Here is a 229-nt window from a genome sequence, read left to right as displayed (position 1 = left end):
GAACTGAAAGGTTATAGTCCGGCGTTGGAACTGTATCAGCAGAGCTGACCTGAATAACCCCATTAGTTGGCTGGGGAACTGATGAACCGTTCATTTTCCGAAAGCTGGGATGTTCTGTGGATAGCGACACTACATAAAGCCGGCCACCCGGTTGTAGAACTTGATGGGCTTCTCTTAAAAAGTTCAGAACAGTGCCTGATGGAAGGACTGTAAAGACCCGGGGAACAAT

1 protein-coding gene is annotated in these 229 nt (G+C 48.0%); it reads left to right on the top strand.

Going from position 1 to position 229, the window contains the following annotated elements; translation table 11 throughout:
* Positions 1 to 81: 81 nt before the first annotated feature.
* Positions 82 to 213, top strand: a complete 132-nt coding sequence (locus ACY2RR_RS24920; protein WP_490110886.1) for a hypothetical protein — start codon at positions 82 to 84, stop codon at positions 211 to 213.
* Positions 214 to 229: the final 16 nt, after the last annotated feature.

Source organism: Parendozoicomonas sp. 2304DJ65-17 (assembly GCF_058148445.1).
Note: the sequence above shows the minus strand (reverse complement) of the source record. Positions and strands in the feature narration are given on the sequence as shown.

Bases quoted from the DNA above. Each gene is read 5' to 3' on its own strand.
- ACY2RR_RS24920 (WP_490110886.1), top strand. From the start codon at position 82: ATGAACCGTTCATTTTCCGAAAGCTGGGATGTTCTGTGGATAGCGACA.